General features: G+C 65.9%; 17 protein-coding genes. 10 read left to right on the top strand and 7 right to left on the bottom strand.

Annotation, left to right across the window (positions count from 1 at the left end):
* The first annotated feature begins 122 nt into the window (after positions 1-122).
* From BVU17_11815 to BVU17_11805, 3 genes are all read left to right on the top strand, one after another.
* Positions 123-1,136 carry a deoxyhypusine synthase gene (locus BVU17_11815; GenBank protein AUG48175.1) on the top strand — a complete coding sequence of 338 codons (1,014 nt, stop codon included), beginning with the start codon at positions 123-125 and terminating at the stop codon, positions 1,134-1,136.
* Positions 1,137-1,247: 111 nt separating this feature from the next.
* The gene (locus BVU17_11810) at positions 1,248-2,249 is read left to right on the top strand and encodes a glycerophosphodiester phosphodiesterase (GenBank protein ID AUG48174.1); all 1,002 of its coding nucleotides are present in this window, start codon (positions 1,248-1,250) and stop codon (positions 2,247-2,249) included.
* A gap of 49 nt (positions 2,250-2,298) precedes the next feature.
* Positions 2,299-2,769 (top strand): cysteine methyltransferase, encoded by a 471-nt coding sequence (locus BVU17_11805; protein ID AUG48173.1) that lies wholly within the window; start codon positions 2,299-2,301, stop codon positions 2,767-2,769.
* Here the strand turns inward: BVU17_11805 and BVU17_11800 are convergent.
* Positions 2,766-3,587: a protease gene (locus BVU17_11800; GenBank protein AUG48172.1), complete on the bottom strand. Its 822-nt coding sequence runs from the start codon at positions 3,585-3,587 to the stop codon at positions 2,766-2,768. The two genes, BVU17_11805 and BVU17_11800, sit on opposite strands and share 4 nt — an antisense overlap.
* Positions 3,588-5,717 carry an ATP-dependent protease LonB gene (locus tag BVU17_11795; protein AUG48171.1) on the bottom strand — a complete coding sequence of 710 codons (2,130 nt, stop codon included), beginning with the start codon at positions 5,715-5,717 and terminating at the stop codon, positions 3,588-3,590. It lies immediately after the preceding gene.
* Between the two features lie 170 nt (positions 5,718-5,887).
* Between BVU17_11795 and BVU17_11790 the strand changes: the two genes are divergently transcribed.
* From BVU17_11790 to BVU17_11775, 4 genes are all read left to right on the top strand, one after another.
* Positions 5,888-6,454 carry a nicotinamide-nucleotide adenylyltransferase gene (locus BVU17_11790; GenBank protein AUG48170.1) on the top strand — a complete coding sequence of 189 codons (567 nt, stop codon included), beginning with the start codon at positions 5,888-5,890 and terminating at the stop codon, positions 6,452-6,454.
* Entirely contained in the window at positions 6,454-7,230 is a 777-nt protein-coding gene (locus tag BVU17_11785) for an S-adenosyl-l-methionine hydroxide adenosyltransferase (GenBank protein ID AUG48169.1), read from the top strand. The genes BVU17_11790 and BVU17_11785 overlap by 1 nt, the downstream gene beginning before the upstream one ends.
* 78 nt (positions 7,231-7,308) lie before the next feature.
* Entirely contained in the window at positions 7,309-9,774 is a 2,466-nt protein-coding gene (locus BVU17_11780; protein ID AUG48168.1) for a cytochrome Fbr, read from the top strand.
* A gap of 438 nt (positions 9,775-10,212) precedes the next feature.
* Complete coding sequence (locus BVU17_11775) at positions 10,213-11,025, top strand: endonuclease III (GenBank protein AUG48167.1); 813 nt, start codon at positions 10,213-10,215, stop codon at positions 11,023-11,025.
* Positions 11,026-11,214: 189 nt separating this feature from the next.
* Here BVU17_11775 and BVU17_11770 read toward each other — a convergent pair whose 3' ends face one another.
* Positions 11,215-12,246 (bottom strand): aryl-alcohol dehydrogenase, encoded by a 1,032-nt coding sequence (locus BVU17_11770; protein ID AUG48166.1) that lies wholly within the window; start codon positions 12,244-12,246, stop codon positions 11,215-11,217.
* 63 nt (positions 12,247-12,309) lie between these two features.
* On the bottom strand, positions 12,310-12,726 hold the full coding sequence (locus tag BVU17_11765; protein ID AUG48165.1) for a disulfide bond formation protein B: 417 nt from the start codon (positions 12,724-12,726) through the stop codon (positions 12,310-12,312).
* 111 nt (positions 12,727-12,837) lie between these two features.
* Here BVU17_11765 and BVU17_11760 point away from each other — a divergent pair, with 111 nt between their 5' ends.
* Positions 12,838-13,137 (top strand): hypothetical protein, encoded by a 300-nt coding sequence (locus tag BVU17_11760; protein ID AUG48164.1) that lies wholly within the window; start codon positions 12,838-12,840, stop codon positions 13,135-13,137.
* Positions 13,138-13,153: 16 nt separating this feature from the next.
* On the opposite strand, the gene BVU17_11755 is transcribed toward BVU17_11760, so the two are convergent.
* Both BVU17_11755 and BVU17_11750 read right to left on the bottom strand, forming a co-directional pair.
* The gene (locus tag BVU17_11755) at positions 13,154-13,702 is read right to left on the bottom strand and encodes an adenine phosphoribosyltransferase (GenBank protein AUG48163.1); all 549 of its coding nucleotides are present in this window, start codon (positions 13,700-13,702) and stop codon (positions 13,154-13,156) included.
* 107 nt (positions 13,703-13,809) lie between these two features.
* A complete protein-coding gene (locus BVU17_11750) occupies positions 13,810-15,333 on the bottom strand; it encodes a phytoene dehydrogenase (GenBank protein AUG48162.1) in 1,524 nt (507 codons plus the stop codon).
* Between the two features lie 148 nt (positions 15,334-15,481).
* Between BVU17_11750 and BVU17_11745 the strand changes: the two genes are divergently transcribed.
* On the top strand, positions 15,482-16,546 hold the full coding sequence (locus BVU17_11745; protein ID AUG48161.1) for a beta-carotene 15,15'-dioxygenase: 1,065 nt from the start codon (positions 15,482-15,484) through the stop codon (positions 16,544-16,546).
* 78 nt (positions 16,547-16,624) lie between these two features.
* Positions 16,625-17,815: a GNAT family N-acetyltransferase gene (locus BVU17_11740; protein ID AUG48160.1), complete on the top strand. Its 1,191-nt coding sequence runs from the start codon at positions 16,625-16,627 to the stop codon at positions 17,813-17,815.
* Between the two features lie 8 nt (positions 17,816-17,823).
* Here BVU17_11740 and BVU17_11735 read toward each other — a convergent pair whose 3' ends face one another.
* Complete coding sequence (locus BVU17_11735; protein AUG48159.1) at positions 17,824-19,200, bottom strand: cobalt transporter; 1,377 nt, start codon at positions 19,198-19,200, stop codon at positions 17,824-17,826.
* Positions 19,201-19,225 lie beyond the last annotated feature (25 nt).

Raw genomic sequence — 19,225 nt, 5'->3', positions numbered from 1 at the left:
CAACACAGGGGTGTCTAAGCCCTCCGTTTCAGCTGCGGCATGTGACGACAAATCAACACATAATCCGCACTAACCGTGACGAACCACGACGTTGAAACCCACCCGCACTCGACTGCACAGCAATGAGCGACCACACCGACGATCGAGAGACGTTCCATCACGACCCCATCGGGCACGCAGAGGCCCGGGCCGGAATGACCGTCGGCGAACTGGCTGACAGCTACGGCGAAGCCGGCATCGGCGCGAGCGACATCCACGAGGCCGTCGACATCTACAGCGAGATGCTCAACGATGATGTGACGACCTTTTTCGGACTGGCCGGCGCGATGGTCCCCACCGGAATGCGGGCCATCGTCAGCGAACTCATCCGCGACGGGCACATCGACGTGCTGGTCACGACGGGCGCAAACTGCACCCACGACACCATCGAGGCCATCGGCGGCAAGCACCATCACGGCGAGGTCACGCCTGAGGGCCGAACTGAGCGCGAACACGACGAGACGCTCCGGGACGAAGGTGTCGACCGCATCTACAACGTCTACCTCCCACAGGAGCATTTCGCCCTGTTCGAGAATCACCTCCGGGACGAGGTGTTCTCGACGCTGGAAGACGAAGGTGCGGTTTCGATCCAGCACATGACCGAGGAGCTCGGCCGGGCAAACGCCGCGGTCAACGAGCGCGAGGACGTGCCCGAGGACGCTGGCGTGCTGGCGGCGGCCTACGAGAACGACGTGCCGGTGTACTGTCCGGCGTTTCAGGACTCAGTGCTGGGCCTGCAAGCGTGGATGTACTCCCAGACCAGCGAGTTCACGGTCGACGCACTCGCGGACATGACACAGATTACGGATATCGCGTACGAGGCTGACAGTGCCGGCGCGATGGTCGTCGGCGGCGGTGTCCCGAAGAACTACGTCCTCCAGACGATGCTCGTCTCGCCCGACGCTTACGACTACGCCGTCCAGCTGACGATGGACCCCTCGAACACCGGCGGTCTCTCCGGTGCCACGCTCGATGAGGCCCGCTCGTGGGGGAAACTTGAAAAGGACGCCCGGAATGTCTCGGTGTATGCTGACGCGACGATTACACTTCCACTGGTCGTGGCCGCGGCCCGTGAGCGCCACAGTACGGACGCGTGATCGCTATGACGGGGGCGGCTACAGCCCTGATTGCCGCTGGATACGTCTACTGAGAGACATATATATCTCATATAAACGGTCTTTCACGACCGGTCGCCAGCCGTACGTACCATGTCACAGTACATCGGTCGGCGGACGTTTGTCGGCGGGACAGCAGCGACACTGGCAAGCGCGGGGCTCGTGGGGAGCGCAACGTCTCAGGAATCGGATGGTACTGAAACAGCCACCAGTGACGCGGACGACAGCGAGCACGAAGCGATGACTGACGAGCCGACTCTCATCGCCCACCGCGGGTTTGCCGGTGTTTACCCGGAGAACACGAAACTGGCGGTCGAGGCGGCCTCGTTCGGCGGGCCGGGAACGCAGACGGCCCACCGGCGCGCCGACATGATTGAGGTTGATGTCGTGCCGACGGCCGACGGCACGCTGGTCACCTTCCACGACAACGGGCTTGCCGAACGCGACGGCGGCGAACGCGGTCTGACAGACACTGAGGGACTCGTCTTCGAGACCGACACCGATACCGTGACCAGCGCGACCGTTCTCGGCACTGGGGAGACGGTTCCGACGCTCGAAACCGTCATGGACTCGATTCCGCCGAGTGTTGCCGTCAATCTGGAGTTCAAGAACCCCGGCAGCAGTGACCTCCGCTTTGCCGAGTCGTTGCCGGACCAGACGCTGTCGACACAGAAAGAGCTGTGGCGACCCTACACCGAGCGCGCGCTTGACCTCGCCAGCGAGTACGACAACGATATCCTCGTCTCGTCGTTTTACGAGGCCGCAGTTGCGACTGTCCGCGACTACGATGACTCGGTCCCCGTCGCCTTCCTGTTCTGGGATAGCATCGAGGAGGGGCTTGAGGTCACCCGCCGCTACGACTGCGACGCGATGAACGTCCCCCGGAACATGGTTCAGGGCACGCCTTCCTTCAACGACGACAGCTACATCGAATCCGACTTAGGCGACATCGACCTCGTCGACATCGCTGCCGACGAAGACCGGGACCTGAACGTCTGGACAGTTAGTACGTGGTATCAGGCCCGGGAGCTGGTGCGGGCCGGCGTGGACGGGCTCATCTCTGACTACCCCAGCGTGCTCTCGGTTCAGGACTGACGAACGCCGATGCCGAATGTTGAAGAGGCGACCGGCCGACATCGCTAGTATGGAAGCACCGACCGGGGACGCAGGAATCTACGCCCGCGAGTCGTCGTATCTCGACCGGTACGTCCAGCTCGGAGAAGCCGGTGACCGGATCATCTCGCTGTCGTTTCCGTCGCAGCCGGAGGCCGACGCTGGCAAGGACCACGCCCTGCTCGACCGTATCGACGAGTATCTTCAGGGGACCGAAGACGACTTCGCAGATGTCACCGTCGGCCTCACGGTCCCGACGGACCAGCGCACAGTGCTCGAAGCCGTTCGAGAGATTCCTTACGGCGAGGACGCCTCCGTCGCACAGGTCGCTCGCATGACACCGGATCTGGACGCTGACGACGAGGCCGACCTCACACAGGTACGGGAGGCACTGGCCGCGAACCCCGTGCCACTGCTGATTCCGGACCATCGGGTTCGCGACGGGCCGAGTGCCGCGCCGCCGCCCGTCGAGCAGAAGCTCCGCGCTATCGAGGGGCTCTAGACCCAGAGCCGGTCGACGCCAAGCCCCTCGTGGACAATCAGTTCGAGGGCATTGACGAGATAGTGGGCGAGGACGACTGCGAGGAAGCTGTTTGTCGCGATAAACAGGCCGGCGAGTCCCAGCCCCAGCGTGCCGGTGACGACGATTCCCACACGACCCTGTGCGCCGTGGCCCAGCGCGAAGGCGACGGAGGCGACGATAGCCATCGCCCACGCCGGTGCGTTGAGGCCGGCTACGGGGACGCCGATAGCCGCCGCCCGGAACAGCAGTTCCTCGACGATAGCGATGACCGGCAGGACACCGCCCAGCAGTACAATCCAGCCGCCGGCCGAGTCCGGGGCGAGCAGTTCTCGCAGCGACTCGTCGAAGGCGACCCCGAAGCCGTCGGCGAGCGCGGCGGCGAGTTCGTTGCCCATCCAGAACCCGACTCCCGCGCCGATACCGACAGCTAGCGCCGGCAGTCCAGTCGAGAGCGCGTCCGCAGTAATACCGAACGCACTGGCCGGGATTTCGAAGTAGAACGCCCCGGCGACTAGCAGGACACCGAACAGCCCCTGCGTGAATGCGACGTTGGCGAGCAACGCCCCGGTCGAGAGGTCACTCGGCGCGAGCGTGTCGCGCATCTGCCGCCGCTGGGCCGCGGCCCGCTGGGTTTCGAAGCGTGGGATGGTCGGATCTCCGTCGGGCATCGAAACGCTGTCGACTGTGGACGAGACGCCGCCGTCGGGCCGTACGGCTCCCTGTGAGAGTCGTGCGAGACCGAGCAGTGCGGTTAAAAGAAACCCCGTCAGGCCGACGAACGCGGCCCACTCGGGCATTTATTGGGGACTTGGACTGCCGCTCTGCCGGCCGACCTCGTGATCGAGGGCCTTGCCCGTGATGGACTTGAGGCGGTCGACCAGCGAGTCCTTCTCCGCTTCGCCGGCCAGCGCGACCTCCAGCACTTCGGAGATGTGCGAGACGGGGATGATTTCGATCATGTCCTCGTACTCGTCTTCGATCATCACGTCCTGCGTGTTCGCCTCGGGGATGATGACCGTATCGAGGCCGGACTTCGCGGCCGCCTCGATCTTGTGCGTGACACCGCCGACCGGGAGCACGTCGCCCCGGACCGACAGCGAGCCGGTCATGGCGAGGTTCTGCTTGATCGGAACGTCCTCTATCGCGGAGATAACCGCGGTTGCGACGGTGATAGATGCGGAGTCGCCGTCGACGCCGCCTTCACCGGCCTGCACGAACTGGATGTGAACGTCCTTTTCGGAGATGTCCTCGTCGGAGAACTTCTTGATAATCGCGGAGACGTTCTGGACGGCCTCTTCGGCCATCTCCTTGAGCTGTCCGGTGGCGATGACCTGGCCGGGGCCCTGTGACGGGCTGACCTCGGCCATCACGGGGAGGACGATACCGCTGTCCTCGCCCATGACGGCGAGTCCGTTGACGCGCCCGACAACGTCGCCCTGGTTGACGGTGAGTTCGTAGTCCTTGCGGCGCTCGATGTAGTTGTCCGCGAGCTGTTGCTCGATGGACCGGGAGCGTCGTTTGGCCTGCAGGACATCGGCACGCTCGGTGCGTTCGCGGTCCTCGGCACGGGCGATGTCGCCGGCGACGCGGACCAGTCCGCCCAGATCACGGAACTTCAGACTGAGGTGGCCTTTACGGCCGGCACGACGCCGAGCCTCCAGAATGACCTCCTGAACGGCCTCCTCGGTGAAGTGCGGGAGCCGCCCGTCGTTTTCGACCTCCTGGGCGACGAAGCGTGCGTACTTCCGTCGCATTTCGGGGTCGTCCTCGATGGTGTCGTCCATGTACACTTCGTACCCGTATCCCTTGATACGGGAGCGAAGCGCGGGGTGCATGTTCTCCATCGCGTCGAGGTTCCCCGCGGCGATCATGATGAAGTCACAGGGAACGGGTTCGGTCTGGACCATCGCGCCAGAGGAGCGCTCGGACTGGCCCGTGATGGAGAACTCGCCCTCCTGAATGGCCGTCATCAGCTTCTGCTGGCTGCGGATGTCGAGCGTGTTGATCTCGTCGACGAACAGCACGCCTTTGTTGGCCTGGTGGATCGCGCCGGGTTCGACGCGGTCGTGGCTCGGCGTCTCCATCCCACCGGACTGGAACGGGTCGTGACGCACGTCGCCAAGCAGTGCGCCAGCGTGGGCACCGGTCGCGTCCTCGAAGGGCGCGGTCTTCTGGTTGGCGTTGTTGACCAGCAGGTTCGGAATCATCGCGTCGCTGCCACGCGAGCCGTAGCGGAACGCGAGATAGATGACACCGGCCGCGAGAATCCCCAGCAGGACTTGCTGGACGAGGATCAGGGCGTAGCCGATGACGATAGCGATGATGATCCACATGAGGAAGGTCCGCATCTGATTGCGCTTGCGGGCCTCCTCCTTGTGGGCCTCGACGATCTGTTCCCCTTTGCCGCCGGGGACGGTGCGAACTTTCGGCTCGTTGCCGTCGTCGGGATTGTGGTAGACAAGAACGTCCTGCAGTTCCTCCCGCGGAAGCAGTTGGGACATCGCCTTTGCCAGCATCGACTTCCCCGTCCCGGGGGAGCCGATCATCATCACGTGGCGGCGCTGTTTGGCCGCCTTCTTGATCACGTCACGGGCGTGGTCCTGCCCGATGACCTGGTCGACGAGTCGGTCCGGGACTTCGATGTCGGCGGTCGACTCGATGTCGAGACCGCCGAGGAGGTTCTCCTCGTCTCCCTCCAGATCGGACTCGCCGTCAACTTGGACATCGCTTCCGAGTGTCGTTTCGGACGTTTCTCCCTCGCCGCCCCATCGGTCCTCGGACGGGTCGGATGGCTCGTCGGCTGAGGGGTCAGAGGCAGGTTCGTCGGGGTCCTGTTTGGCCCCGTTAGTCGACGCCTCTTCCTCCCCAGCGTCGGATGCCTCCCGATCAGGGTCGGGAGTCGCGTCGGTGTCGGTGTTGTCGCTCATACAAACGTTGCTAACATACTCACGGAAGGCCTGTCGACTGATATACTTTCTCCCCGTGTCGGTTGTTGCAACACCCCTGAAAACGCAGTACAGCGCCCGAATTGGGCGGGGCTGTATTCCGGCAGTACCGCGTCGTCGGGTTTATCAAACCACCACACCCACTGAGGAATATGCGTGGGTTCTACATCGGTCGCTTCCAGCCCTACCACAACGGCCATCACTCGATGGTTGAGCGGATCTCGGAGGAGGTCGACGAACTCGTTTTGGGTATCGGAAGCGCCGACGATTCACATACCACACACGACCCCTTTACGGCCGGTGAGCGGATCATGATGATCACAAAGGCCGTCGCGGAGTACGACCTGACGACCTACGTTGTCCCACTTGAGGATATCAACCGCAACGCCGTCTGGGTGAGCCACGTCGAGAGCATGTGTCCGGACTTCGACGTGGCCTACTCGAACAACCCGCTTGTCGTCCGCCTGTTCGAGGAGGCCGGCATCGAGGTCCGCCAGTCACCGATGTTCGACCGCGACCGGCTGGAGGGCAGCGAAATCCGCCAGCGCATGATAGACGACGAGTCATGGCGCGACCGCGTCCCGCCGTCGGTCGTCGAGGTCATCGAGGAGATTCACGGCATCAAGCGCCTCCAGCACGTCTCCGACACCGACTCGCTCGAACGGTACGCCGCCGCCGACGAGTCGGTCGAGAAGTCCATCGAGGACCTCGACGACTGATGATTACGCTGAGTTCCGACTTCGGCTCGCCGTACCCCGCAGCGATGAGAGGAGTCATTTGCCGGGCCACCGACGCCCGTATCGAGGACATTGCCCACGATTTTCCACGGCAGGATGTCAGGGCGACGGCCTTCTGGCTCACGCAGACGCTCCCGTACTTCCCGCCGGCAGTCCACTGTGTCGTCGTTGACCCGGGTGTCGGGACCGACCGGGACGCCCTCGTCGTTCGCGCAGGCGAGCACGCGCTTGTCGGTCCGGATAACGGCGTTCTCCTGCCGGTCGCCCGTGAACTGGCCGACGACAAGACCGACGGGACGGACGACTTGGAGGTGTTCACCTGGGACTACGACGACCCGGCGAGTACGACATTCCATGGGCGGGACGTGTTCGCGCCTGCCGCGGCGTCCGTCCACGACACCGGCGTCGACAACCTCGAAGCGCGGCCAGAAACTGCCCCGACTGACGACTACGTCGACCTCCGGTTTCCGGAGGCCGCTGTCGAGAGCGACGGGGCGACCGGCGAGGTGCTCGTCGTCGATGACTTCGGGAACGCCGTGACGAACATTCCCGGCGAGCTCCTCGCAAAGCGGTTCGGCGGGACGGCCGCAGTCGACGGCGGTGAGGCTCCTGTCCGCCGAGCCTACGCCGCCGTCGACCGTGGGCAGCGACTCGTCACCGTCGGCAGCCACGGGAACGTCGAACTTGCCGTCAACCGCGGTCGCGGCGACGAAGCGTTCGGTGTCAGTACCGGGGATAGTGTGGACCTCTCGCTGTAAGAGCGCATTACTTCTCGTGGTTTAGGGACGCCAAAATATCGGTGGTGTTAAGTCTTTTAGGCCACCCTAATCATCTGTATGCCACAGAGACGTGACTTGCTGAAGACAGTGGGGATCGCTGCGACGGGACTGCTTGCCGGGTGTCCCAGCCAGGGGTCGTCAGAATCGAACACGGCGGCGAACACCGAAACGACAGCACAGGAAGCGACCGCAGGCACAGACAGTAGCGGCGAAAGCGGCGTTTCGGTCGGGCCGATGACCGCTGTCGCGACTGAGTGGAATGTCTATCGGGCGCGGCTGTACGATGCTGTCGCGCTGGGCCGGGCCGGTGCGCCCGGTGCCGGGGCGACCATCGCACAGAACATCTTCGCCCGCTTCGAGGGCGCGTCCGGTGAGTACGGTGCCCACGAACAGCTTGAATCTACGTCCAAGGCAGCATACGAGGGGTTCGAAGAGGCACTCGGCGCGGTCCAGTCGTCGCTGTCTGAGAGCGACGTGTCCGGAGCCGCGTCGGCCGCCAACGAGGCGTCAGGCCACCTCCAGACGGCCCAGCAGGCCGCTGCCGGACAGCGGGCTACCAGAGTGCTGGACCTGCTCTTGCTGGGCAGCCGGGCGAGCAATGCCGCCATGGCCGGGACCCTGGGCGCTTTCGAGGGGGCCGCCACTATCGCGGAGGAGACGATGACCGCGTTCGAGGACGCACTGGTCTACAGTCAGATTGAGGAGGCGGACGCGGAGTCGTACGAAGCCTTCGAGAGCGCACTGGCTGGCATCAGTTCCGCTGCGGGTAGTGAAGACGCGAGCGGTGTCACCGAACAGGCCCGTGCCGCGCTCGATGCGACCGTTTCGGGCGCGTATGCGCTGGCTCAGGAGGAGTCAGTCGCCGGCGCGGGCCACCTCGCAACGATGCAGGCCCGCGGCTGGGACGCGGCCGCGCTCGCCGCAGGCGGTGGTGCCGGGGCTGACTACGCCCACGCGACGACGCTGAACACGTACCGGGCTCGTGTCCACGACGCTGGGTGGCTGGCCCGTGCCGGGGAGCTGGACACCGCGGCGACGATGGTCGAGGACGTGTTCGCTCACTTCGAAAGTGCGGCCGCCCACGACGCCCTCGAAGAGGCGGACGGCGAGGCCTACGAAGCGTTCGAGTCCGGTCTGTCGGACCTCTCGTCGGCCATCGAGAATGAGAACACCGAGGGCGTCGCGTCGGCTGTCGAGACCGTCGACACCAACCTCGTCGCCGGCATCGAGGCGCTGGCCGGGGGCAACGCGCCGGTCCTCCAGTCGGGCTTCTTCAGAGCCCGCTTCGCCGACGCACGCGAACTGTACCGCCAGGGCAAGGCGAGCCGGGCGGCGACGCTCGTTTCGGACCTCTTCGGCCGGTTCGAGAAGAACCAGCTGGACTTCCACGAGACGCTGGAGGAGACCAGCGAGGACCTCTATCACCGCTTCGAGGAAGAGCACCTGGCGGGGCTCCAGTCGGCCTACGAGAACGGCGAGGACGACGCGGTCGGCACCCACCACGACGGTGTCCTCGCGGCGCTGCTGGAGTTCGAGTCGGCTCACAGCGCCGCCGTTGCCAGCGGGTCCGGCGCGACATACATGGCCGGCCTGACATTCGACGCGGCGGCGACAAGCACGCTCGGGAACGCCGACCGCGCGGCGTCGACTGCTCAGGAGGCGCTTGCGTTCTTCGAATCTGGGGCCGCCGGCTACCACGAGGCGCTGGAAGAAGCGAATGAGGACCTGTATCACCGCTTTGAGGACGAAGCGCTCGGGGGCGTCATCTCCGCTGCGAACGATGGCGGCGACGTGTACGCGGCTGCGAAGACGTTCTACGGCGCGGCCATCGAATCGGTGACGGCCGTCGTCGGGTCGAGCAGCGGCGAGACCGGTGCCGCGGCCGCGAGCATCGTCAGCGACGTGTTCGCGACCTTCGAGAACGCCGCGGTACACGACAAACTCGAGAACGCGGACGCGGCGGCGTACGAAGGCTACGAGGCCGCGCTGAACGACTATGTCGCCGGCCTGGAGAGCGGGTCGACCGACGGCGCGACCGCGTTCGCAGACGCCGCCCGAACTGCGGCCTTCGCCGTCGTCGGCGCTGTCGACAGCGCCCCGAGCGGTTCCAGCGGCCACGGCGGCGAGGCGTCCGAGGAAACCGAATCGTCACTGTCCGGCGGCCCGAACGTCGTTGAAGGCGTTCCAGAGGATGCCGACCACGTCGTTGACATGCAGGCCGTGGCGTTCAATCCAGAGGAACTCACCGTCAGCGTCGGCGACAAGGTCGCCTGGAAACACGCCGGTGGCGAGGCACACAACGTCGTCGCATACGAAGAGGAACTCCCGGAGGATGCGACCTACTGGGCCTCCGGCGGGTTCGAAACCGAGTCGGCCGCACGCGAGGGCTGGGAGAACGGTAAGGGGGCTGTTCAGTCCGGCCAGAGCTACGTTCACACGTTCGAAACGGCCGGCGAGCACGGCTACTTCTGTGTACCACACGAGGCCGCGGGGATGGTTGGCACCGTCGTCGTCGAGGAATAACTGACACTTTTTTTGGTCCGCCTAGAAACCGATGGCTTTTTGTGTTTTAGGGTAGCCTAAATAATTGTATGCCGGACGAACAGGCCACATCGAGGCGGGATATCTGTCGCCGTAGCGAGTCGGGTACTGCCGTCCCTGTCGTCCGCGCAAACGCCGCCCGACGGGAGGTGAGAGCCCAGGCCGTGCCCGCAGACTGACCTGTCAGTCTCGACCATCTTTCGCGGCGACGACCACCGTGGGCATAGCCCGTCGCCGCGCGCCACGAGCTTTTCGTGTCTGTCCCGTGGGCGTCTCGCCCCAAGGACGCCCCATTTCAGGTCCTTTACTGTGGACCACGCTGGAACACCGATTCTTCCTAGCGACCGGTGTCCGACGAATCTGAACTGGTCCCGGAATTTCGGGACAGGCGTTTTGGGTTCGCCAGCCCTGACATCGACTATGAGCGACGAGGAACCAGCGGAGAACATCAGCGGTGGGGCCGCTGGCGGCGGTCGGTCGGCCACGTTCGACCCGGAGACGGCGGGCACGCGGGCCGAAGCCGTCGTGGACCGCCTCGGCGACCTGTACTGGCAGAAGACCTACGGCGGCCAGGACGCCTTCGAATGTCTCGTCCGAACGATACTCAGCCAGAACACCTCCGACAAGGCAAGTCAGCCCGCTCACGACGAGCTGATGGCGCGGTACAGGGACGAGTCGGACGACGGGGACCTCGCCCGCACGCTGGCCGACGCCGACCAGCCCGAACTCGCCGAAACCATCTCCTCGGCCGGACTCTACAACCAGAAGTCCGAGCGCATCGTCGCCCTCGCCCAGCGTATCTGCGAGGAGTACGGCGGCGAGGACGGCTTCGACGAGTTCGTCAGGGAGGGCGACCCCGAGACGGTACGGTCGGCGCTGCTGGACATGAACGGCGTCGGCCCGAAGACCGCCGACTGCGTTCTGCTGTTCGCCGGCGGCCGCGGCGGCGTGTTTCCCGTCGACACGCACGTCCACCGCATCGCCCGCCGGATGGGGCTGGCCCCGGCCGACGCCGACCACGAGACCGTCCGCGAGTACCTGGAGCGGGACGTGCCCGCCGAGAAGTGCGGCTTTGGCCACACCGCGATGATTCAGTTCGGCCGGGAGTACTGTAGCGCCCGCAAGCCCGCCTGTCTGGACGACCCCGACGCCTGCCCGCTGGCGGGCCACTGCGACCAGGTCGGCGTGTATCCGGCTTCCGGCGAGGTCGTCGACCCCGCTGAAGTAGAGTGATTTAGCCACCCGGCTACGGGTGGGACTGAAAGGGGCCGCGCTATCGGGCTTCCGCGACTCGCTGCGCGCTTCACTCGCTACGCTCGTTCCAGTGCTTGCTTCGTCGGGGTTCGCCGATAGCGCGGGGGCTTTCTGGCCGTTAGAAGGGACGATCTAAGAGAACCGGACTGAGAATACACTCCCTAGCAGTTACTCGCGGTGGCCCCAGCGCTCGCCGTCCTCGGCGTAGCGGGCGCTCACGATGCGGTTGAACTGCTCGTCGGACAGCGAGATGTCGGTCGCGCCGACGTTCTCGTCGAGCTGGTCGGCGGTGCGAGCGCCGACGATGGGGACGCAGGTGATGTCCGGCTGTTCGATGAGCCAGCGGAGCGCGACCTGGGCGGGCGTGGCGTCGAGTTCGTCCGCGACCGCACGGAGTTCATCGAGGACGTGCCAGCCACGCTCCGAGAGGTAAAAGTCCTCGAAGCGGTCGGACAGCGAGCCGCGAGCGCCCTCCGGCCCCTCGAAGGCCGTCGGGTCGTCGTCGTCAGTGCGCTCGTACTTGCCGGTGAGGAAGCCACCGGCCAGTGGCGAGTACGGGCAGACCGCGATGTCCTGGTCGGCGCACACGTCGAGGTAGTCTTTCACGTCGTCGCGGTAGCCGGCGTGAAAGAGCGGCTGTGTCACCTCGAAGCGCTCGTAGTCCTCGACGTCGCTCTTCCAGAGGGCCTTGGTCAGCTGCCAGGCGGCCATCGTCGACGCGCCGAGGTGGTGGACCTTGCCCGAGCGAACGAGGTCGTCGAGGGTCGACAGCGTCTCCTCGATGTCGCTGTGCTCGTCCCAGCGGTGGATGTAATAGAGGTCCAGATAGTCCGTGTCGAGGCGGTCAAGCGTGCCCTGTATCTGGGCGCGGATGTGCTTGCGACCGAGGCCGGAGTCGTTGGGGCCGGGCTCGCCGCGGCCGTCGAAGGGGAAGTACACCTTCGACGCGATGACGAAGTCCTCCCGGTCGTAGTCCTCGAGCCACTCCCCGATGTACTCCTCGCTGGTCCCGTTGGGGTTGCCGTAGACGTTGGCGGTGTCGATGAAGTTGATGCCCCGCTCCCAGGCCGCGTCCAGCAGGTCGTGGGCCTGCTCGCGGTCGGTCTCGACCACGCCGCCGGTCTCCCGCCCGAAGCGCCAGGTGCCGAAACACAGCTGTGAAACCGTCGTCCCGGTCGAACCGAGTCTGGTGTACTCCATATCGGGGCCACGTCGGGCGACCCGAAAAAGGGGCGCGGTCCCGGCGAGGGCCGTCCGGTACCCCTACGACCGCACGGACGCCGCGACGACCAGGCCGGTCACCAGCAGAAACGCCGTCAGCGCGAGGTTCGGCACGGTCAGGCCGAGTACCCGGTACTGTATCTGGGCGCAGCTAACCACCCCGAGGCCGCAGGTCGTCTGGCTCACCTGCAGCCAGGAGTGGAAGGCCGCGACGGCGGCCCCCGGCACCGCGAGCGGCAGCGCCGTCCGGACGACGCCGGGGCGGTTCTCGACGGCGGCGACGCCGAGGACGACCACCAGCGGGTACATCAGGATCCGCTGGTACCAGCAGAGCCGGCAGGGCGTCAGTCCCAGTCCCAGCGAGAGATAGAGGCTGCCGGCCGTCGCGACGGCAGCGACGGCTGTCGCCGCGGCCAGCAGGAGCCGAGGTCGGTCGAAGGCGGAGCGCGGGTCGGCCACAGCAAAGCCGGCGGCGGCCGCCGAAAAAAGCGTTCCGAGAGCCTTTCTCGGCTCCCGCTTGGTCGGAGCGCCAGCGCTCGCTTTTTCACTCCTGCCGCCGACAGCCAGCGTATGCCCGACGATTCGGACCCCGAGGCGAACCTCGAACAGTGGAAATCGGCGATGCAGGAAGAACACGCCGAGGCCATCGCGAACCCGGACCCCGACGAGTCTCATCGGATTGAGGGCGTGGCACAGGTCACATATCGGGTGACGTTCGACTACGACGCCGACGAGGACGCGCTCGACCGGGCCAGCGCCGAGGAGGTCGACGACCTGACCGACCCCGAACTGCTCTCCTGTGCGTGCGGGGTCCGCGGGATGACCCCCGAGGAGGCTCGGGAGCACATGGCCGCCGTCGAACAGGGGTAGGTAGCCGCCCGGCGTCTCAGTCGTGGATTGTGACGCCGTCTTGGTCGACCGAGATGTCGACCAGGCTGGTCACCTCGTAGTCGGTGTCGTCCAGCGCGGACTCGCCCTGTTTCCGGAAGACGACGACGATATCGGAGATGTTCGCGCCGATGCCGTCCAGCGCCTCGCAGATGGCGGCCATCGTCCCGCCGGTCGAGAGCAGGTCGTCGACGATGAGCAGGTCGTCGCCCGCCTCAATGTCGTTGATGAACATCTCCGACTCGGAGTAGCCGGTGGTCTTGTGCAGCGGGACCTCGTCGTCGAGGCCGTAGGAGCGCTTGCGGATGACCACCAGCGGGATATCGGTCTGTAGCGAGAGCGCGGTCGCGATGTGGATGCCCATCGCCTCCGGCGCGACGATTTTGTCCACGTCGAGGTCGGCTGCCCGCGTCACGCCGACGACGACCTCGCGGAGGAGTTCCGGTTCCAGCATCGGCACGCCGTTGCTGAGCGGGTGGACCAGGTAGGAGTACCCGTCCTTGTCGATTATCGGGGCCTCGTGCAGCGACTCGCGAAGCTTCTCCATGCCTCCGTTTCCCGAAGGGGGACAATAAACCGTTCGAGGCTCCGGCGTGGTGTGTGCCGCGATAGCGCACTGTGAGCCGGCCCACGAACTGCCACTCGGTCGCGGCGTCAGTCGGCCGTCGAGGCCGAGCGGTCCCCTGCCGTCTCGAAGGGGCTGTCCTCGATGACGTCCCGGGCGGTGTGTTCGCCGCTGATGAGGCACATCGGCATCCCGATGCCGGGGGTCGTGTAGGCCCCGGTGTAGTAGAGCCCGTCCAGGCCGGCGCGGTGGCCGGGGCGGAGCGGTCCGGTCTGGAACAGGGTGTGGGCCAGCCCGAGCGCCGTCCCCTGCGGGTCGCCAAAGCGGTCTGCGAATTCGCTGACACACGCCGTCTGTTCAACGACGATGCGGTCGCGGAGGTCCACGCCGGTCTGTTCGGCGAGGTCGTCAAGAATGAACTCCCGGTATTCTTCGCGGACCTCGGGACCGTCGTCCAGCCCCGGCGCGATGGGGACGAGGACGACGACGGCGTGGTGGCCATCGGGAGCGACCGTCTCATCGGTCTGCGACGCGACAGAGAGATAGTACGCGGGCTCGTCGGGCCACGCTGGCCGGTCGAATATCTGCTCGAAGTGGTCGTCCCAGTCCGTCGGCAGGACCAGTGAGTGGTGGGCCAGCGGCTCCACGCTCCCCTCGACGCCGAGATACAGCATGAACGCCGACGGCGCGTAGGTCTGGTCGTCCCAGTATTCGGGGTCGTGGTCGCGTGCGGCGGCGTCGAGCAGATTCTGCTCGGTGTAGGCCGGGTTGGCGTTGCTGACCACGAGGTCGGCGGTGACGACGCCGTTCTCGGTAGTCAGTTCGAACGCCCCCGCCTCGCCGGCGATGTGCTGGACCTCGGTCCCAGTCTGAATATCGACACCGAGTTCGCGGGCGAGCGACCCGAGGCTGTCGACGACGCCGGCGATACCGCCCTCCGGGTAGAACACGTTCATGTTCAGGTCGACGTGGCTCATGATGCTGTACAGCGCCGGCGTGTTGTACGGGGCCCCGCCGAGAAACACCAGCGTGTATTCGAGCAACTGCCGGAGCTTTGGGTGGTCGATGTAGCGGCTGACGTAGTCGTCCATCGAGCCGAACAGCCGCGCCCGCGGCGCGAGCGGGAGGAGGTCGGTGTCGACGTAGTCCCGCAGTCGCTCGCGGCCCTCGTAGACGACCCGGTCCATCGCGAGGTCGTAGTTCTGTTCGGCCCGTTCGAGATACTCGGCCAGCGCGTCGCCGGCCCCGTCCTCGTAAGACTCGAACACCTCACGGGCGTTCTCTCTGTTGGGCCGAATCGTCACGCGGTCCCCGTCCTTCCAGAACACCCGGTACTGGGGGTCCAGCCGCTCCAGTTCGTAGTAGTCGCTCGGCTCGCGGTCGAAGTGGCCGAAGAAGCGCTCGAACACGTCGGGCATCAGGTACCACGACGGGCCGGTGTCGAACCGGAAGCCGTCGCGTTCGAGGACGCCCGCGTGGCCGCCGAGACGGTCGTGGCGTTCGAGCAGTCGCACGTCGGCCCCGGCGTCGGCGAGGTAGCACGCCGCCGAGAGGCCGCCGAAGCCGCCGCCGACGACGGTCACCGTCCGGTCCTGTGAGAGGGCATCACGCATAACAAGCGCTAGCGACTATTGCTGAAAAAGGGTTGTCTGGATTCTCAGGACCTCACAACAGACACTGTCATCATTAATCCACTGGGCCGTTCCCAGTTCTCTGGAATCGCTTGTTTCGTTTATTGTGAATATTTCCCTAGCTCGCGATATGGCAACGACCGGCCTGGAGTCCCTCTGGCAGCGGCATCGGGATACCGACCGCCATCCGTCGCTCCTGCTCTCTCGGGCGAGCCTGCTGGTACTCGCTGTCACGTTCGGGCTCCTCGGCGCTGCCGAGGTCAGAGTTCCGCTCCGGGCCCAGATGGTGGTGTACCTCGTCGGGATGGTCGCGCTCAATCTCCCCCACGGCGGCTACGAGCACTTCGAGAACCTCCGCCGCCGTCGCCCATCGTTTCGATGGCGCTACGTCGCGGTGTATCTGGCGGCTATCGGCGGGTTCGTCGGCCTGTTCCTCGCCGCGCCAGTCGCCGGCCTCGCGCTGGCGCTGACCGTCGCCATGGCGAAGGGTGGCCTCGGCGGCCTGCAGGTGCTGGAGGCCACGAGCGGTACCGCCCATCTCCAGACCCGGTTCCAGCGTGGTCTGGCAGCGGCCGTCCGGGGTGGCGCAGTGATGCTCGTCCCGATCGTGTTCTGGCCGGAGACGTTCCACGCGTTCAGTTCGTTGATGGTCGGCCTCGTCGAACCTGGTGCCCTCTCGTCGTACGCAGGATCATTCGACACAACCCGGCTCGTCATCGGGTCGGGCTACGGCCTCGCCCTGACGACGCACATTCTGCTGGGCTACGCGCGCGGCGGCGGCTGCGCCTGGCTCGTCGACGCCGGAGAGTCGGTCCTGCTGGCGGCGTACTTCGCGTTCGTGCCGGTCCTCGTCGCCGTCGGCCTGTACTTCCCGTTCTGGTACTCCGCCCGGCAGGTGGCGCGGACGGCGTCCGTCGAGACAGAACCGGTCGGGGACGAGCGCTGGGACCTGCTCGGCGGCGCGGATGCCTCGACCGTCGCACTGCGCGCCTGGCTCGTCCTCGTCGTCGGGGCGCTTGCCACTTTCGGCGTCCTTGTCGCCGTCTACTGGGCGTTCCCGAACCCGCTGGGGACGGGCAACGCGCTTCCCGGCGCGGTAGCGTTCTGGAGTATGTTCATCAGTATCGTCGCGCTTCCGCACATCGTTGTCGGGTCACTCCTCGATCGGGGCCGAGGTATCTGGTACGTGCCGTGACGGCCCACTCCCGCGAAGGACTGCGACACCGACCCGCAGATGACTAGATTTCTGTAGCTGGCGGACACCCGGGACAGTATGTCCGAGTTCCGCCCCGTCTCGACGACCGACCGCGAAGCCTGCCAGCGGATACTCCAGTACGCGTTCACGCCCGAAACAGGTCCGGTGACGCCGGACCCGGACGGCGACTGGCCGCCATCGCTGTTCGACCAGCGAGGCCTCTACGACGGCGACACGCTTCGAGCAGTCTGCAAACTGTACTATCTCGACACAACCGTTCGCGGCGAAGCGGCGACGGTCGGTGGCCTCGGCGCGGTCGCGACGCCGCCCGAGCACCGCGGGCAGGGATACGCCGCCGTCCTCTGTCGGCACGCATTGCGTGAGTACCGCGAGGCCGAGGCCGGGTTCGTCACCCTTTGGCCGTTCTCGACCCCGTTCTACCGCCGTCTGGGCTGGGGGACGGCGAACACCTACCGCCGCTTCGACCTGCCGCCGTCGGCGCTCCCGGACCACTCCATTGCCGGGCAGCTGGTCCGCCTCGACGCCGACGACTGGGAGCGGCTCCGTCGGGTCGAGTCTGTTGCAGCCGCCGGGACGGCGCTTTCGCTCCGCCGCTCGGAGGCGTGGTGGCGCGAGCGGACGCTCGCCGACTGGGACGGCGACGGCGTCCCGTACTGCTACGGCTACGAACGCGACGGCGACCTCCGTGGCTATCTCGTGTACACCGTCGCGGACGATGCTGCCCACACGCTCTCGGTTTCGAACTTCGCGGCCGTCGACGAGGAGGCCCGCCGCGCACTGCTTGCGTTCCTCGGGAATCACGGCGCGCAGGTCGAGCGCGTCACGCTCCAGTTGCCTCCCGACGCCGACCTTCTCCATCGCGTCGACGACCCCGGCGCGGTCGACTGCACGGTCGAGGCCGGGCCGATGGTTCGGCTTACCGACGTTGGGTACCTCGAACGTCTCGACTGGCCCGGGGGCGACCTCGACTGTACGCTCTCGGTCAGCGACCCGCTGCTGGACCGCAACGACGGCCTGTTCCGACTGTCTGTGAGCGGTGGGACCGCGACGGTCGACCCGCTCTCACCTGCCGACTCGCCAGCCGACGTGACCGTCGACATCGGGACGCTCTCCCAACTGGCGGTCGGAACACACGGGGTCGCTGCCGCTGAACGCCTGGCCGGGCTGGAGATACGGGACGCGTCCGCTCGCGATCCGCTCGCGGACGTCTTCGAGTCCGAATCCGTCTACCTAGGCGAGTTCTTCTGAGCGGTCGCTTACCCGGCCGACGGTGAGTCGTCAGCGCCGTTACTGATAGCAACCGTCGAGATGCGGGTGCCGTCGACGCTCGTTACTTCGAACACGTATCCGCCCGCTTCGGCGGTGTCGCCGACCTCCGGGGCGCGGTCGAGTTGACTGAGCACCAACCCGCCGACGGTTTCGACCGCGTCCCTGTCGAGGTCGACACCGAGAGCCTCGCTGACTGTTGACAGCGGGACGCCGCCGTCGGCGTCGTAGCTCCCGTCGCTTTGCTTGCGGATGGCGTGCTCGCGTCCGTCGACGTCGAATTCGTCGCGAAGGTCGCCGACGACGGCCTCGACCACGTCCTCGATGGTCGCGATGCCTTCGAGCGACCCCCATTCGTCGATGACCGCGGCCATCTGCCGGCGGTCCTGCCTGAACTGCAACAGGAGGTCGTTGATAGCTGTCGTCTCCGGGACGACCGGTATCTCGCGGGCGATGTCGCCGGCAGTCGCGTTCTCGGTGCCTTCCTCGCCGGCTCGCAGCACGTCCTTGACGTCGATGAACCCGACGATCTGATCGCTATCGTCGGCTTCGACCACCGGATAGCGGGTGTGTCCTTCGTCGAGAACGACCGCCCGGATATCCGACAGTGTGGCGTCGGCCGGCACGCTCACAACGTCGGGCCGCGGGACCATGACTTCCCGGACGACAGTATCGTCGAGGTCGAACACGCGCTCTATCATATCGACCTCCGCCGCGTCGATATTCCCTTCCTCGCCAGACCGAGCCAGCACCCGTCGTATCTCACGCTCGCCGAGCGTCTCGTCCGTTTCCGAGGCCGCCGGGACACCCAGCAACTGCGTAAAGGCGTTGGCCGAGCCGTTGAACACGACGATACCGGGGTAGAACAGGTAGTAAAACAGCTTCATCGGCGGTGCGAGCAGCAGCGAGAGCCGCTCAGTCCGGGCAATTGCGAACGTCTTCGGCGCGAGTTCCCCGAAGACGACGTGGAGGAACGTGATGATACTGAATCCGACTGCGAACGCCACGAGGTGGAGGAGGCTCTCCGGCAGTAGCGGAGCCAGCACAGGTTCCAGCAGCGCCGCGACGGCGGGCTCACCGACCCATCCCAGCCCCAGCGAAGCAAGCGTAATGCCGAGCTGGGTCACTGCGAGGTAGTTGTCCAGGTCTGCCATCACTGCCTGAAGCGAGCCTGCGCCGGCCCGCCCCTCGTCGGCGAGCTGTTCGACCGACGTGCCGCGAACGCGAACAAAAGCGAACTCAGCGGCGACAAAAAAGCCGTTCAGTCCCACGAGCACCAGCGCTACGAAGAGTTGCGCCGCAGAAAGCGCGAGGTTTACCATCGAACCCTCCAGACGGGGCGCGTCGATATGTACATACACACCCATCTCCGTCACCGCACTAAAATACTGG

It is taken from the genome of Haloarcula taiwanensis (assembly GCA_002844335.1).
Classification (GTDB): domain Archaea; phylum Halobacteriota; class Halobacteria; order Halobacteriales; family Haloarculaceae; genus Haloarcula; species Haloarcula taiwanensis.
Note: the sequence above shows the minus strand (reverse complement) of the source record. Positions and strands in the feature narration are given on the sequence as shown.